The organism is Streptosporangium becharense (assembly GCF_014204985.1).
Taxonomy (GTDB): Bacteria; Actinomycetota; Actinomycetes; order Streptosporangiales; family Streptosporangiaceae; genus Streptosporangium; species Streptosporangium becharense.
In genome coordinates this window covers 634081-649043 of the sequence record NZ_JACHMP010000001.1, presented here as the reverse complement: position 1 = coordinate 649043, position 14963 = coordinate 634081, and the positions used below count along the sequence as shown (strand labels likewise).

At 73.1% G+C, this 14963-nt stretch carries 12 protein-coding genes; 5 read left to right on the top strand and 7 right to left on the bottom strand.

Annotated features, from left to right (window positions below; all coding sequences use genetic code 11):
* Window positions 1-6 precede the first annotated feature (6 nt).
* The 3 genes from F4562_RS36195 to F4562_RS02870 form a co-directional block, all read right to left on the bottom strand.
* Window positions 7-579, bottom strand: a complete 573-nt coding sequence (locus F4562_RS36195) for an HAD-IA family hydrolase (RefSeq protein WP_184540677.1) — start codon at window positions 577-579, stop codon at window positions 7-9.
* Between the two features lie 189 nt (window positions 580-768).
* Window positions 769-2028, bottom strand: coding sequence for a CPBP family intramembrane glutamic endopeptidase (locus F4562_RS02875; protein WP_184540676.1), 1260 nt, complete (start codon window positions 2026-2028; stop codon window positions 769-771).
* A gap of 55 nt (window positions 2029-2083) precedes the next feature.
* Entirely contained in the window at window positions 2084-2803 is a 720-nt protein-coding gene (locus F4562_RS02870; RefSeq protein ID WP_184540675.1) for a TetR/AcrR family transcriptional regulator, read from the bottom strand.
* Between the two features lie 199 nt (window positions 2804-3002).
* Between F4562_RS02870 and F4562_RS02865 the strand changes: the two genes are divergently transcribed.
* The 3 genes from F4562_RS02865 (at window position 3003) to F4562_RS02855 (ending at window position 9537) form a co-directional block, all read left to right on the top strand.
* Window positions 3003-4592, top strand: coding sequence for an amidohydrolase (locus F4562_RS02865; RefSeq protein WP_184540674.1), 1590 nt, complete (start codon window positions 3003-3005; stop codon window positions 4590-4592).
* Window positions 4593-4923: 331 nt separating this feature from the next.
* Window positions 4924-6369: an APC family permease gene (locus tag F4562_RS02860; protein ID WP_184540673.1), complete on the top strand. Its 1446-nt coding sequence runs from the start codon at window positions 4924-4926 to the stop codon at window positions 6367-6369.
* A gap of 99 nt (window positions 6370-6468) precedes the next feature.
* Complete coding sequence (locus F4562_RS02855; protein WP_184540672.1) at window positions 6469-9537, top strand: aminotransferase family protein; 3069 nt, start codon at window positions 6469-6471, stop codon at window positions 9535-9537.
* 112 nt (window positions 9538-9649) lie between these two features.
* Here F4562_RS02855 and F4562_RS02850 read toward each other — a convergent pair whose 3' ends face one another.
* Window positions 9650-10069 carry a winged helix-turn-helix transcriptional regulator gene (locus F4562_RS02850; protein ID WP_184540671.1) on the bottom strand — a complete coding sequence of 140 codons (420 nt, stop codon included), beginning with the start codon at window positions 10067-10069 and terminating at the stop codon, window positions 9650-9652.
* A gap of 139 nt (window positions 10070-10208) precedes the next feature.
* Between F4562_RS02850 and F4562_RS02845 the strand changes: the two genes are divergently transcribed.
* Window positions 10209-11069: an SDR family oxidoreductase gene (locus F4562_RS02845; RefSeq protein ID WP_184540670.1), complete on the top strand. Its 861-nt coding sequence runs from the start codon at window positions 10209-10211 to the stop codon at window positions 11067-11069.
* Between the two features lie 187 nt (window positions 11070-11256).
* On the opposite strand, the gene F4562_RS02840 is transcribed toward F4562_RS02845, so the two are convergent.
* The 3 genes from F4562_RS02840 to F4562_RS02830 form a co-directional block, all read right to left on the bottom strand.
* A complete protein-coding gene (locus F4562_RS02840) occupies window positions 11257-12564 on the bottom strand; it encodes an RNA polymerase sigma factor (RefSeq protein WP_311733928.1) in 1308 nt (435 codons plus the stop codon).
* Window positions 12561-12980 carry a YciI family protein gene (locus tag F4562_RS02835; protein ID WP_184540668.1) on the bottom strand — a complete coding sequence of 140 codons (420 nt, stop codon included), beginning with the start codon at window positions 12978-12980 and terminating at the stop codon, window positions 12561-12563. Before F4562_RS02835 ends, F4562_RS02840 begins: the two co-directional genes overlap by 4 nt.
* A 223-nt stretch (window positions 12981-13203) precedes the next feature.
* Complete coding sequence (locus F4562_RS02830; protein WP_184540667.1) at window positions 13204-13473, bottom strand: hypothetical protein; 270 nt, start codon at window positions 13471-13473, stop codon at window positions 13204-13206.
* An 82-nt stretch (window positions 13474-13555) separates the two neighbouring features.
* Here F4562_RS02830 and F4562_RS02825 point away from each other — a divergent pair, with 82 nt between their 5' ends.
* Complete coding sequence (locus F4562_RS02825) at window positions 13556-14626, top strand: hypothetical protein (protein ID WP_184540666.1); 1071 nt, start codon at window positions 13556-13558, stop codon at window positions 14624-14626.
* The last annotated feature ends 337 nt before the right edge of the window (window positions 14627-14963 follow it).

The following is a 14963-nucleotide window of genomic DNA, read 5'->3' as shown; positions in this document are numbered from 1 at the left end:
GGTGGGTCAGAAGGAGCCGGTCCGCTCCGTGAACAGCACGGCGTCGATCCCGAGGGCCGCCGCGGCGTCGACGTTCACGGCCCGGTCGTCGAGGAAGGTGACGTCGGCGGGCTCGGCACCCAGCTCGCGCAGGACCCTCTCGAAGATCGCGGAGTCGGGCTTGGCCAGGGCGAGGCGGCAGCTGTAGAAGCGGTGGCTGAACGCCGCCGCCCACGGGGCCGCGTCGATGGCGGCGGCCAGCGGTTCGGGGGCGTTGGACAGCAGGGCGAGCCGGCGGCCGTCGCCGGCGAGCTCCTCGATCCGGCGCAGGCTCGCCGGGTTCAGGTGCGACCAGCTCGCGACGTCGGCCATGTCGAGCTCGGCGACGAGAGGGTCACCTGCGTCGAGGGCTCGGCCCAGGACATCGCTCCAGTACGCGTGGGACGCCTGGCCGCGGTCGTAGGCGTCGCGGTGCCGCCAGTAGCGCTCGCCGAAGACGGCCGGTTCCTGGCCGGCGAGCGCGGCCAGGGCGGCCACGGCCTCGGCGGGCTGCGGCAGCGAGATGACCTCGCCGTAGTCGAGGAGCAGCCACCCGGTCACCGGCCCTCCCCACGGCCGATCACGGCCGGCGGGAGCGCGGACGCGCGGGGTGACCCGGGACGTCCGCACCCACCCGGCCGGTAGGAGGCGTCATCGACGACGCGCCGTTTCGAAAGTTCCATGTGTTCATTCGATCGCATTTCATGTGCGAAAGCAAGATGGCTGCCGGGTGAGAGCCTCCGTACGGGATCAGGGGGAGACGGTGGCGATCCGCCGCCGTCTCGCCAGGAGCACCACCGCGACTCCGAACAGGCCCAGCTGCACCACCGTGCCGGCCAGGTTCTGCCAGGGCACGGAGCCCTGCTTCAGCGCCTGCTCCAGGGAGCCGTCCGCCCCGCTGATCCCGAACGCCAGGACGTTGTTGACCACATGCAGGGCGATGGGGGCCTCCAGCCCGCCGGTCCGCACGGCCAGCCAGCCCATCAGCGCGCCGAAGGCGAAGACGTCGAGAATGCCCCAGTCGATGTAGGCGTGCAGCGCGGTGAACCCGGCGGCACCCAGCAGGATGCCCGGCCAGGGGGTGCGGAAGAACGAGCCGAACGCCTGCAGCACCCAGCCCCGGAAGGCGTACTCCTCGGCGGCGGCCTGGAAGGGCACCAGCAGCACGGTGACGATCAGGACGGGCAGGAAGCGGTCCCAACCGACCCAGCCGAACAGGTCGCCCAGGTCCTCGCCGCTGACGGCGTAGGCCACAGCGACCGCGATCTGACCCAGCACCATGGCGAGCAGCGCCACCCCGGTGCACACGGCCATCCAGCGCCACCGCAGGCGGCCGGCGACGGACGAGAGCGTGCCCGGCGGGCGCCGCTGGATCCACACCGCCAGCCCGTACACCACCGGCAGCACGACGGCGATCGCCAGCAGGTTGACCGCCAGGTCCAGCACCGGATCGGCGAAGATCCGGCCGCCGGAGCCGTCGATCTCGACACCCGCCACGGTGGCCACCGCCATGCCTGCGATGACGACCACGAGACCGGCCACGATCAGTCCCGCGAAGCCCAGGAACGTGCCCAGCACCGGCCGCCACCAGGCGTGCAGGCGGGTGCGGGCCAGGTGGTCGTAACGGCTGCCCGGCGGGGCCGGCGCGACCCACGGCTCCGGTGCCGGAGCGGGCCACTGCGGCGGCTGCCCGTGGGGCGGAGCGGGCCACTGCTGCACCGGTCCCGGGTGCGGCGCCTGTCCGGGGGAGGGCGTCTGGCCGGGGTGCGGCGCCTGTCCCGGATGGGGTGCGGGCCACTGCGGCGGCTGCCCGTAGTCCGGCGGAGCCCACCGGGGTTCCTGCTCGTGCTCCGGCGGCTGCCCGTGCTCCGGCGGGGCCCACCGGGGTTCCCGCCCATGGTCCGGTGACGCCCACGGGGACGCCTGCTCCGGGTGCGGCGGGGGAGGGGTGGGCGGGTCGGAGCGCCGGTGGGGCACCGCCCCCGGCGGCTGGTCCTGCGGGACGTGCATGCTCCTCTTTCCGTTTCGTCGAGGTGTCGCCGCGGCGAGGCGGCCGACACGGTGTTCAACGACTCCGATGCTCTCCGTGATCCCGCGCGTCCTTTCGCCGGGTGCCGTCGCGGGTGATCCGGTCCGTCCGGCGCGCGGTCTGCGGAAGGGCCCGGCGCTGTGCCCGCAGCCCGCGGATGAGCGCGTCCAGCCCCAGCTCGAAGGCGCGGTCGGTGGTGGGGACGCCGGTGGCGGAGGACTCCAGGGTGGCGATGACCTCGGTGAAGGCCGGGAACTCCGCGGCGTGCGCCGCCGGGTCGAACATCGCCGGTGGGCCCGTCATGTCGAGCACGGAGCCGAGGATGAACGACTCGACGGCCGTCAGGACCACGACGATCTCCTCGTCGGGCCAGCCGTCCCGGCGCAGCGCCACGGTGAAGTCCTCGTACATGCTCAGCACGCGCGGTGCCCGGACCGGGACGGACATCAGCAGCGGGACGGATCTGGGGTGGCGGGCGAAGGCCGCCCGGTAGGAGCGGGCCCACCGCACGACGGCCTCATGCCACGGGAAGGTGTGGAAGGCCGAGCTGTCGATCGTCTCGGTGACGAGCGTGCGGACCTCCTCGACCAGCGCGGCCCGGTTCCTGACGTGGTTGTAGAGCGAGGAGGTGTGCACGCCGAGCGCGGTGGCCACCCGGCCCATGGTGACCGCGTCGCTGCCCTCGGTGTCGATGATCCGCAGAGTGGCCCTGGCGATGAGGTCGACGCTGAGCAGTGGTGTGCTGGGGCGTCCCACGGGGTTCCTTCCGCTGGTGGCGCCGGAGGGCCGGCGGTCGTGCCCGCACGCGCGGGCGGATGTAACGGGAGAGTCAATTTCACACCCGGACCTTCCCTGAGCTGCGGCTCTCACCTTACAGTCACCTAAAACCAACGACGTTGGTTTTATCGTTCATCCGGCGTTCGGCGTGACGTCGGATCCAGGCTGGAAGGACCTCATGCCTGCCGTGATGTTCACCGGGGGAACGATCTGGGGCGGTGCCGTGGTCGGGGACCTGCCCTCCCTGTATGTCGACGCCGGAGCGGTCTCGGCGCACGCACCCGCCGGACCCGGCGTCGAGGTCGTCGACCTCGACGGCGGTTTCCTGATGCCGGCCTTCGGCGACGGCCACGCCCACCCGCTGCTGGCGGGCCTGGAGGGGGTCGGGCCGCAGATCCGCGGTCGCCGGAGTGTCGGGGAGATCCAGGACGCGGTACGGGCCTGGGCGGACGAGAACCCGGAGGCGGAGTGGATCCTCGGCGGCAGCTATGACGCCACCCTGACCCCCGACGGCATGTTCGACGCCCGCTGGCTGGACGAGGCCGTGAGCGACCGGCCGGTGGTCCTGCGGGCCTGGGACTACCACACGGTGTGGTGCAACTCCCTGGCCCTGGAGAAGGCCGGGATCGACGCCGGCACCCCGGACCCGCCGGGCGGACGCATCGCCCGCCGCCCGGACGGGGCGCCGCTGGGCACCCTGATCGAGTGGGACGCCGTCGACCTGGTGACGACGGCGGCCGTCCCGTGGAGCCGGTCGCGGAAGGTCGAGGCGCTCCGGCGCGCCACGGGCGAGCTGGCCCGCCACGGGATCACCTGGGTCCAGGACGCCTGGGTCGACCCCGACGACGTGAAGACCTATCTCGCGGCCGCGGCCGAGGACGCCCTGGCCGTCCGACTGGACCTGGCGCTGCGCGCCGACCCGCACCGCTGGGCCGAGCAGCGGGGCGAGCTGTCCGCCACGCGCACCCTCCTGGAGCGGGCCGCCCCCGGTCGCCTGACGGCACGCACGGTCAAGTTCTTCGTCGACGGGATCATCGAGAACCGCACCGCGCACCTCCTCGACGCCTACACCGACCACCGCTGCACCCGGGGCCTGCCCGTCTGGGAGGACGCGGCCCTGCGCGAGGCGGCGGCCGAGGCCGACCGGCAGGGCTTCGCCCTCCACCTGCACGCCATCGGCGACGCCGGCGTGCGGTCGGCCCTCGACGCGATCGAGCACGTCGGGCGGGTCAACGGCCCCCGGGACCGCCGCCCGGTCGTGGCGCACGCCCAGCTCGTCGCCCCCGCCGACCTGGACAGGTTCGCCGCGCTCGGGGTCGTCGCCTGCTTCCAGCCGCTGTGGGCCCGCTGCGACGCCGTCATGCGGGAGCTGACGATCCCGCGCATCGGGCCGGAACGCGGCGCCGCGCAGTACCGGATCGGCTCCGTCCTGCGCTCGGGCGCCCGGGTGAGTTTCGGCAGCGACTGGCCGGTCACCTCGCCCGACGTGCTGGCCGGGATCGCCACGGCCGTGACACGGCGGGACGGCGACGGCGAACCGGCCGGGGGATGGCTGCCCGGCGAGCGGATCGACGTCGTCAGCGCGCTGTCGGCCGCCACGGCGGGGGTCGCCTACCAGGCGTTCGCCGAGGGACACCGCGGCACCCTGGCCCCCGGCTCCGACGCCGACCTGGTCTGGCTGTCCGCCGACCCGCGCGTGACGCCTCCCGAACGCCTCCACGAGATCCGGGTGCGCGGCACCTGGCTCGCCGGCCGTCGCCTCCACTGACTCCGCGCGTCCACTGACTCCGCGCGTCCACTGACTCCGCGCGTCCACTGACTCCGCGCGTCCACTGACTCCGCGTTCATCGATCCCACCCACCGATTTCGCATCCCGGCCCGTCCCCGTCGACCCCGCGTCCCCTGACTCCGCCTTCCCCGATCTCAGTCCCCAGCCCCGCGTCCCCCGATCTCAGCCCCCGATCTCAGCTCCTCGGCCCCGCGTCCCCGATCCCGTGTCCGCGGCCCCGCGTCCCCGATCCCGTGCCCGCGATGGCACACCCCCGGCCCCTGAACCCCTCCCGCACCCCCCGAAAACCCCCCGTCCCAAGGAGTTCCGCATGGTGACCGCACCGAACCACCCCGCTCCGCCACCCGGCGCGCTCCGCCGGGTGCTGGGCACGCCCACACTCGTCGTCTTCGGCCTGGCCTACATGGTGCCGCTGACCATCTTCACCACGTACGGCTCGGTCACCCAGCTGACCGAGGGGCACCTGCCCACCGCGTACCTGATGACGCTCGCGGCGATGCTGTTCACCGCGGTGAGCTACGCCGTGCTCGGGCGGGCCTTCCCGTCGGCGGGTTCGGCCTACACCTACACGCAGCGGTCGTTCGGCCCGCACCTGGGGTTCATGACCGGGTGGACGCTGATGATCGACTACCTGCTGCTGCCGATGATCAACTACATGGTGATGGGCATCTATCTCAACGCCCAGTTCCCGGCCGTGCCCACGTGGGTCTTCGTCCTGGGGGCGATCGTCGTGGTCACCGGGCTCAACGTCGTCGGCATCTCCGTGGTGCAGCGGGCCAACCTCGTCCTGGTCGGCGTGCAGATCGTCTTCGTCGTCGTCTTCCTGGCGCTGGCCCTGCGCGGCGCGGGCGACGCCCCCTCGCTCACCGCGCCGCTGTTCGACGCGGACATGCCGTGGGACGGCCTGTTCGCGGGCGCCGCCATCCTGTGCCTGTCGTACCTGGGCTTCGACGCGGTGTCCACCCTCTCGGAGGAGGCACGCGACCCGCGCCGGAGCGTGCCGAGGGCCATCGTGCTGACCACCCTGATCGGCGGACTGATCTTCACCGTCGTGTCGTACGCGGCACACCTCGTGATGCCCGACTGGCGTTCGATCACCGACCCGGACTCGGCCGCCCTCGGCATCATGACGGCCGCCGGCGGGCGATGGCTGGAGGCGTTCTTCCTCGCCGCGTACATCGCGGGCTGCGTGGCCGCCGCGACGGCGTCGCAGGTCAGCGTGGCGCGGGTGCTGTTCGCCATGGGACGCGACGGCGTCCTGCCGAAGCGGGTCTTCGGCGTGCTCAGCCCCCGCTTCGGGACACCGGTCGGCGCCACCCTGGTCGTCGCGGCGGTGTCGCTGCTGGCGCTGGTCCTCGACCTGGGCACCACCGCCTCGCTCATCAGCTTCGGAGCCCTGTTCGCCTTCTCCCTGGTCAACCTCACGGTGGTCAAGCACTTCGTGTTCGACCGGGGGCTCAGGTCCCCGCGTGACCTGCTGCTCTACGCCGTCGTGCCGGGCGTCGGCTTTGCGATGACGGCGTGGCTCTGGCTGAGCCTGTCGTGGCTCGCGCTCATCGTGGGGCTGATCTGGTTCGGCCTGGGGGTGGCCTACCTCGCCGTGCTCACCGGCGGATTCCGCAGCCGCCCGCCCCAGCTGGCCCTCGACGACTCCGGTGTGCCCGAGCCGGTGGCCGGGGCCGCCGGCCGCGGCGGGAGCGGTGAGGCGGCAGGCGCCGGATATGGCGCTCCGGCAGCCGGACCGGCCGGAAGCTGACAGCCGCCCACGCTCCGCACGTCCCCTGCGCGCCGCCTTCGACCGCCTGAGGAGCCGACCATCCTTCCGCCACCGCCTTCGACAGCCGAGGAGCCGATCATGCCTTCCCCCACCGCCTTCGACTTCTTCGACACGGCCGGCCTGCCCGCCCCCCGGGTCGGCCCCGAACAGGCCCGGGACCTGGCCCGCGAGCTGTTCGGCGTCGACGGCGCGGCCCGTGAGCTCGGCAGCCAGCAGGACGTCAACTTCCTGATCACCGAGGCCGACGGCACACGGCATGTCCTGAAGGTGTCCAACCCGGCCTTCGGCCGCCCGGAGCTGCTCGCCCAGAACGCCGCGGCGGCGCACGTCGCGGACCGGGAGCCGGGGCTGCCGGTGCCCCGGGCCCGGCCGGGTGCCGACGGGGAGACCGTCCAGTCCACGGTCGTGGACGGCCGGGAACTCCACGTCCGCCTGCTCGACCACCTCGACGGGCGGACCCTGAGCGGCGACGGCTATCTCGCCCCCTCGGTCGTCGCCGCGCTCGGGGACCTGACCGGCCGGGTCGTCCGCGCGTTGCGCGACTTCCGGCACCCGGGCACCGAGCGTGTGCTCCAGTGGGACCTGCGCCACGCGCCGCGCGTCGTGGAACTGCTCGCGGAGTACGCCGGCGGCGACGCCGACCTGGTCCGCTCCGCCGCGCGGTCGGCCGCAGAGTCGGTCGGCCGGTACGCCGGGGAGCTGCCGGTCCAGGCCGTCCACGGCGACATCACCGACGACAACGTCGTCTGCCGGACGACGCCCGCCGGCCGGCACGAGCCGGTCGGCGTCATCGACTTCGGCGACCTGACACGCAGCTGGGCCGTCGGCGACCTCGCCGTCACCTGCGCCTCGCTCCTGCGCCACCGCGGTGCCACCCCCGCGGCCGTCGTACCGGCCGTGCGGGCGTTCCACCGGGTCAGCCCGCTGTCGGAGGCCGAGGTCGAGGTGCTGTGGCCGCTCGTCGTGCTACGCGGCGCGGTCCTGACCGTCAGCGGCCGGCACCAGGCCGCCATCGACGCCGCCAACGCTTACGCGACGGCGGCCCTGGACCAGGAGTGGGAGATCTTCCGGCAGGCGACGTCCGTTCCTGCCGAGGTGATGACGCACGTGCTGCGCGACGCGCTGGGCCTTCCCGCCCGCGGGGCCGCCTGCCCGCCGCGTGAGGCGGCGCTCCTGCCCGCCCTGGAGGGCGGGAGGATCGCGACGATGGACCTCTCGGTCACCGCGGACGGACTCCACGACGGCCGCTGGACCCTCCCTGGCGCCGAACGCGAGGCCGCCGCGGCGCTGCTGCGTTCCGGCGCGGACGCGGCCGTCACCCGCCACGCCGAACGCCGCCTGACCCGTTCGCTGCGCGACAGCGCCACCCCGCCCGCCACCGTCGCCCTCGCCGTCGACGTCCACCTCGCGGGCCCGGCCGCGGTCCACGCGCCGTGGGCCGGCACGGTCGTCTCCGCCGCCGGTGACACCGTGGTGCTCCGGTCGGACGGCGTCGACCTGCTGCTGGGCGGCCTGCTTCCCGCCGCGGCCGCGGGCGGGCGGGTGGAGGCGGGTGCGCGGCTCGGAGACGTGCTCGCAGGCGTCCACGACGACGCCGTCCCGGCCGCGGGTGGCGCGTCCCGGCAAGACGGCGCCTTCGGAGAAGGGGCCGGAGAGGCCGGGGAGGGGGGTGTCCCCGGGGAGAGCGGCGTCCCCGCAGGCGGCCCGCCGGCGCCGGACGCGTTCACGCTGCGGGTGCAGCTGTCCGCCCTCGCCGGTGTCAGGCCCCCGGCGTTCGCGCAGCCGGAGCTGGCCGCCGGCTGGCAGGCGCTCTGCCCGGACCCGGCCGTCCTGCTGGGCCCGGCCGCGGCGTCCGACGGGACGTCCCCCGACGACTTGCTGCGGCGCCGGGACGCCTCCTTCGCCACCGTGCAGGAGCACTACTACGCCGACCCGCCGCGCATCGAACGCGGCTGGCGTCACCACCTGGTCGACACCGAGGGCCGCGCGTACCTCGACATGCTCAACAACGTCACCATCCTCGGCCACGGCCACCCGCGCCTGGCCGAGGCGGTCGAACGGCAGTGGCGGCTGTTGAACACCAACTCCCGCTTCCACTACGGCGCGGTCGTCGAGCTGTCGGAACGGCTCACGGCGACGCTCCCCGGGCACCTGGACACCGTCTTCCTGGTCAACAGCGGGACCGAGGCCAACGACCTGGCCCTGCGGATCGCCTGGGCGTGGACGGGCCGGCGCGACGTGGTCGCCATCCGGGAGGCGTACCACGGGTGGTCCGACGCGACCGACGCGATCTCCACCTCGGTCGCCGACAACCCGGACGCCCTGGCCACCCGTCCCGCCTGGGTGCACACCCTGCCCGCCCCCAACGCCTACCGGGGGACGCACCGCGGCGCGGACGCCGCCCGGTACGGCCCCGAGGCGGCCGGGGAGATCCGCGCGCTCACCGCGCAAGGACGCCCCCCGGCGGCCTTCATCTGCGAGCCCTACTACGGCAACGCCGGGGGGATGCCGCTGCCCGACGGCTACCTGGCGACGGTCTACGACGCGGTGCGCGAGGCCGGCGGGCTGTGCGTGGCCGACGAGGTGCAGGTCGGCTACGGGCGGCTGGGGGAGTGGTTCTGGGGGTTCGAGCAGCAGGGGGTGTTGCCGGACATCGTGACCGTCGCCAAGGCGATGGGCAACGGCCACCCGCTGGGAGCGGTCGTCACCCGGCGCGACATCGCCGAGCGGTACCGGTCGCAGGGCTACTTCTTCTCCTCCGCGGGCGGCAGCCCCGTCAGCTCCGTGGTGGGGCTGACCGTCCTGGACGCCATCCGGGACGAGGGCCTGCAGGAGAACGCCCGGACGGTCGGAGCGCACCTGCGCTCACGCCTGCTGGAGCTGGCCGAACGGTACGACCTGATCGGCGCGGTCCACGGCACCGGGCTGTACCTCGGCGTCGAGCTCGTACGCGACCGCCGCGACCTCACGCCCGCCGTGGAGGAGACCGCGGCGATCTGCGAGCGGCTGCGCGAGCTCGGCGTCATCGTCCAGCCCACCTCGGACCGGTTGTGCGTGCTGAAGATCAAGCCGCCGCTCTGCCTGACCCGGGAGAGCGCCGACTTCTTCGCCGACATGCTCGACAGGGTGCTCGCAGAGGGGTGGTGATGGATTCCGGCCCGCCTCCCCGGGGAGGCGGGCCGGAGTCTTCGCATGCCGGAGCCTTCACAGGCTGGAGCCTTGGCGGGCCGGAGTCTTCGCGGGCCGCGGTCTTCTCCGATCAGGCGCCGGCGTGACCGCGGTCGTAGCTCTCCCGCGCGTGCAGCACCTGCGCCATGTTGGCCTCCACGTGCCCGATGAGCTCCAGGAGCCTGGCGGCCGTCTCACGCCCCAGCGGGGTGAGGCGGTACTCCACCCGCGGGGGGATCGTGGCGTGGGCCTCGCGGTGAACGAACCCGTCGCGTTCCAGGGTGTGCAGGCTCTGGGCGAGCATCTTCTCGCTCACCCCGTCCACCCGGCGGCGCAGCGCGTTGAAGCGCATCGGCCCCTCGTACAGGCCGCCGAGCACCAGGATGCCCCACCGGCCGGTGACGTGTTCGAGCGTGGGCCGGGAGGGGCAGCCGCGAGCGAAGACGTCGAACGCCAGCGCGTCGATCTCGTGATCCTCCCCGGCCTCGGGGGTGCCCGTCTGCGTGTCCATCCCCTCATGCTACCTAGAGGAAAGCACTATCGATTAGTTTGTACTTTCTATTAGAAAGTGTACGGTGTGGGGGACGTCCGGCGATCCGGCCCGGACGCTCCGGGCGCCGTCGCGCCCGCGGCACCGAAGGAGAACATCGATGATCGTCATCACCGGGGCCACCGGGCAGTACGGCCGTCTCGTAGTGGAGAACCTGCTGGAGCGCGGTGTCCCGGCGGCCGACATCGCGGTCGCGGTCCGCACCCCGGCCAGGGCGGCCGACCTGGCCGGGCGGGGGGTGACGGTCCGCGAGGCCGACTACGACCGCCCCGACACCCTGGTCCCGGCGTTCGCCGGCGCCGACAGGCTGCTGCTCGTCTCCGCCAACGGGCCCGACGACCTGCGCATCGCCCAGCACCGCGCCGCCGCCGCGGCGGCGAAGGAGGCCGGGGTGGGGCTGCTGGCCTACACCTCGCTGTTCGACGCGGCCCGCAGCCCGCTGTCGCTGGCCCGCGTGCACCGGGCCAGCGAGGAGGCCGTCACCGCCACCGGCCTGCCCTCCGTGCTGCTGCGCAACGGCTGGTACACCGAGAACTACACCGCCGCCCTGGCCGGCGCCGTCGAGCGCGGCGCGATCGTCGGCTCGGCCGGCCGGGGACGCATCGCCTCCGCCGCCCGCGCCGACTTCGCCGAGGCCGCCGCCGTGGTGCTCACCGGGGACGACCACGTCGGGAAGGTCTACGAGCTCACCGGTGACACGGCGTGGAGCCTGCCGGAACTCGCCGCCGAGGTCTCCCTCCAGTCGGGCCGGGAGGTCGTCTACACCGACCTGCCCGCCGACCGGTACGCGGAGATCCTCCTCGGTGCGGGCCTGCCCGGCTTCCTGGTCGAGACCATCGTCGACGCCGACGTCCACGTCTCCCGGGGTGCGCTGGAGCCCGTCACCGGCGACCTGGCCGCGCTGCTGGGCCGGCCCGCCACCCCGCTGGCCACCTCGGTCGGCATCGCGCTCAAGGGTTGACGACCCCTGACGGAACGACCTCCTGAGAGCCCGGGGCGGGGTGGCCGGGACTCCCACAGGAGTTCGGAGCCGTCCTCGGCATCCGCGGCGACGTCCTCACCACCGGTCTTCGCGCGGTCGTTCCCCGGTTCCCGTACTCTTGATCATCATGTGTCGCGGAACCGCGCCGGAGGACGGCCGGGGGATGTCACGCCAGCGCGGCCGCCTTGCGCAGCAGCACCGACCGCTCGCGGACGTTGCGGCACAGTCGGGCGGCGAGTTCCAGTTCGGCCCGTGCCTCGGCGGTCCGGCCGAGCCGGGCGAGCAGCTCGCCGCGCACGCTCGGAAGCAGGTACGACCCCGACAGGCGGTCGGAGGCGGCCAGTTCGTCCACGATGGACAGCGCCTGCCGTGGCCCGTTCGCCATCGCGACGGCGACGGCCCGGTTGAGCTCGACGACGGGGGACGGGGCCACCCGGCCGAGCGCCTCGTAGAGGAGCACGACGCGCTCCCAGTCGGTCTCCGGCACCGAGGCCGCCGACGCGTGGCAGGCGGCGATCGCCGCCTGCAGCCCGTACGGTCCGAGGCCGTGCCCGACGGCCGTGGCCTGGTCGATCGCGGCCAGGCCACGGCGGATCGCCGACCGGTCCCACAGACGCCGGTCCTGATCCTCCAGGAGCACCGCCTCACCGTCGGGCCCGGTGCGCGCGGGGAAGCGCGCGGCCGTGAGCTCGAACAGGGCGAGCAGCCCGTGCACCTCCGGTTCGCCGGGCAGCAGCGCGGCCAGCATCCGGGCCAGCCGAACCGCCTCGTACGCCGGCTCGGGGCGTAGCAAGCGGTCGCCGGCCGTCGCCGTCGAACCCTCGGTGAAGATCACATACAGCACGCTCAGGACACCGCCGAGCCGCTGCCGCCGTTCTCCGGCCGACGGCAGCTCGAACGGCACCCCCGCCGCGGCGATCGTCTTCTTCGCCCGCGTGATCCGTGCCTGGATGGTCGGCACGGGCACGAGGAACGCCCTGGCGATCTCCTCGCTCGACAGCCCGCCGACCACGCGCAGCGTCAGGGCCACCCGTGCCTCGGGCGAGAGCACCGGATGACAGGCCACGAACATCAGCGCGAGGACGTCGTCGTCGACCCGGTCGGGATCCCACGGCAGGTCGTCCGGCCGGTCCGGCGGGGCCACCGCACCCGAGCTCGCCTCACCCTCGGCGAGCCGGCCGGCGAGCACGGCGTACCGCTCGTCGAGCGCCGATCGGCGGCGGAAGCCGTCGATGGCGCGCCGCCGCGCGGTCGCGAGCAGCCAGCCCACCGGGTTCGCCGGCGCACCCTCGCGCGACCAGGTGACGAGCGCCTCCGCCACGGCCTCCTGCGCGACGTCCTCGGCGAGCGCGAAGTCCCCGGTGTAGCGGGTCAGCGCACCGACGATCCGCGCGGACTCGATCCGCCAGACGGCCTCGACGGCCCGCCGCGCCGGCTCGGTGCCCGGCGGGCCGTCGGTGGCCGCGGGTGTCACAGCTGGCCGGTCCGCTCGCGCCACGCCCGCTCCCTGACGATCCACTCGTTGTCCTGCGGGAACTCGTCGATGCCCGGCACCCGGCGGATCTCGCACTTCGTGCCGGCGACCGCGGGCAGCCGCTTGGCCCACTCGACCGCCTCCTCCTTCGAGGCCACGTCGATCAGGTAGAAGCCGCCGAACAACTCCTTCGTCTCCCCGTACGGGCCGTCGGTGACCACCGGCGTCTCGCCGCTGAAGTCGACCACCACACCCTGGGACGGATCGTCGAGGCCCTCGGCGGCGACGAGCACGCCGGCCCGGATCATCTCCTCGTTGAAGCGGCCCATCGTCTCGAGCATCTGCTCGAAGGGCGTCTCCATCATCTTCGCGACGGACTCGTCCGTACCACGCATGATCAGCATGTACTTCGCCATCTTCGGTCTCCTCACCATCAGGGTCGCCTCTCGACCCTCTCACTCACAGGTCGAACGGGGCAGCCTCGGATCGACACGGCGGACGGCCACGGACCATATTTTTTCGTACCCGAGCGCGGTGCCGGCGCGGGGTGGATCCGGTCGGACGGACATCGGCGTCCGCGGCGACGGCCTCGGCAGCGGTCTTCGCGCGTTCGTTCCCCGGTTCCCCTACTCTTGATCATCATGTGTTCTGTAACCGCGTCGAGGGCGTGATGAGGATCGGAAAGAGCGCGGCCGTCACGGTCGTGGTCGTGTCGCTGTTGCTGGGCGGATGCGACGCCGGACCCGTGCGGAACGCGTCGCCGTCGCCGTCCTCGTCACCCGACCTGACGCCATCCCCCGAACCGTCACCCGCCTCCTCCCGGCAGACGCCGTCGGCACCCGCTGCGGGAAAGGACAGCGGCAAGCCTGACGACATCAACGGCGACGGCTTCGCGGACCTGGTTTCCACCCCTCCTCATTACGGAGAAGTACCGCTCGATGTCACGATCGTGTACGGCTCGAAAGACGGTCTCACCCCTCGGAACGGGACGGTGGTGAAAGCTGCGGACTCCGGCTCCGGCGGCTTCAGCGTCAAGGGCACGGCCGACTTCGACGGCGACAGGTTCACCGACGTGGTAATCGAGAGCACCTCGGTGGGAGGGCCCCGCCTGCTGTGGGGCGGCCCCAACGGGGTGGACCCCAACGCGAGGCCGACCGTCGTCCGGCCGCCCAGCGTCTCGATCGACTCCGATCAGGGGGTTGTGCCGGGAGATTTCGACGGCGACGGTAACGGTGACCTGGCGATGTTCGTGGCGAAAGCGCAGGGGAGTTTCAGCGACCTGGCCGTGCTGTACGGGCCGTTCACCCGAGAGGGCGTCGCACGCCGCCACACCGTCCAGCGCGGACCGGGCGACGGGGAACTCTCGGGCCTGGTCGCGGCCAGGATGGGCGGACGTCGCGCCACCGGCCTGCTCGTGCACGGCGGCGGCGACGGTGGGCAGCAGCCGTCATGGCTGTTCGGGGGCAGTCCCGCTGGGCTTTCCCATCACTCCCGCATGCTGAACCAGGGCAATGCCTCGGCGTTCGGGGATTTCGACGGTGACGGCAACGACGACGTCGTGGTCGCCGATGACGGCAGCCGCTACGACGAACCGCCGTACGATACCGAGCCGCCGGAGGTCGACGGCGTGATGACCGTCTACTTCGGCGGGGCGGGACGTGCGTCGCAGGTGTTCAAGAACGTCAGGTTCGCCCAGGGAATGGTCGTGGGAGACTTCGACGGCGATAAACGCGACGATCTCGCGATCCAACGCGGCCCCGACGGCTACGAGACCGACAGCGTCGAGGTGTTCCACGGTGGACCGACCGGGCTGCGACGCGGTGGGAAGGTGATCCGCCGGCTCGGACCGGCCAAGGGGCCGAATGGCGGGAAGACGGCACCCGAGGAGCGCCCGGCCGTACCCCGGGCGGCGGCCGACTATGACGGCGACGGACGGGACGAGCTGGCACTGGTCTGGTTCGCGCCCGACGACGAGCCCGCCTGGGAAGGCATCGGGCTGTCACGGTGGTGGATAACGGACGGTAGTCGCGATGAGAGCAGCTTCGACACCGAGGGCTCATGAGACACCGTCGCACCGGGAAGCCGCTGTCAGGCGCACCGTGTGAGTGAGACGGGCACGAACCGTTTCTTCGTGTCCGAGTGTTCTGCCCGCGCGGTGCTGCTCCGGCCGGGCGGCCAGGCGCTCGCACTCGACGATGTTCCCGACCCGGTCAGGTGCGCTCCGGCGGCCCGTCTCCGCTCCGTACTCCGGGGACGTCCCCATCCGGTGTGACGTCCGGGTGTGCGGGTGTTCACCCTGAGGGGTTGCAGGAGTTCGGGCGGTCCTCGGCGTCCGCGGCGACGTCCTCGCCACCGGTCTTCGCGCAGTCGTCTCCCGATTCCCGTACTCTTGATCATCA